Annotated in this window: 1 protein-coding gene; it reads left to right on the forward strand. The window is 67.9% G+C overall.

The genetic code is table 11. The annotated features are described in order from the left end of the window. Positions 1-43: 43 nt before the first annotated feature. A partial coding sequence (locus ETB99_RS14760) for an FMN-binding negative transcriptional regulator (protein ID WP_216366214.1) occupies positions 44-393 on the forward strand: 350 nt, incomplete at its 3' end.

A 393-nucleotide genomic window follows, 5' to 3' on the forward strand; every position in this document is an offset into this window, starting at 1 on the left:
GGTGGCGCTGAGTTCGGGTGACGGGCTGCTGCTGGAGGGGCATATGGCGCGTGCCAATCCGCACTGGGGCTGGCTGTCGCAGCAGGGCCGGGTGCTGGCCGTCTTCAGCGGCCCGAGCGCCTATGTCAGCCCCCGGCACTACGAATCGGTCAAGAACGTGCCGACCTGGAACTACGCGGCCCTGCATGCCTATGGTGAGGTCGAGCTGATCGACGGCGAGGCCGACAAGGACGCCCTGCTCAAGCGCCTGATCGGCCGCTTCGAGCCGGACTATGCCGAGCAGTGGCGCGGCCTGCCCGAAGAGTTCCAGCACAGGATGCTGGGCGCCATCGTCGGCTTCCGGATCCGCGTGACGCGCTGGGAGCTCAAGCTCAAGCTGAGCCAGAACCGCGC

This window comes from Anoxybacillus sp. CHMUD (genome assembly GCF_013096965.1).
Lineage (GTDB): Bacteria > Bacillota > Bacilli > Bacillales > Anoxybacillaceae > Anoxybacillus > Anoxybacillus kestanbolensis_A.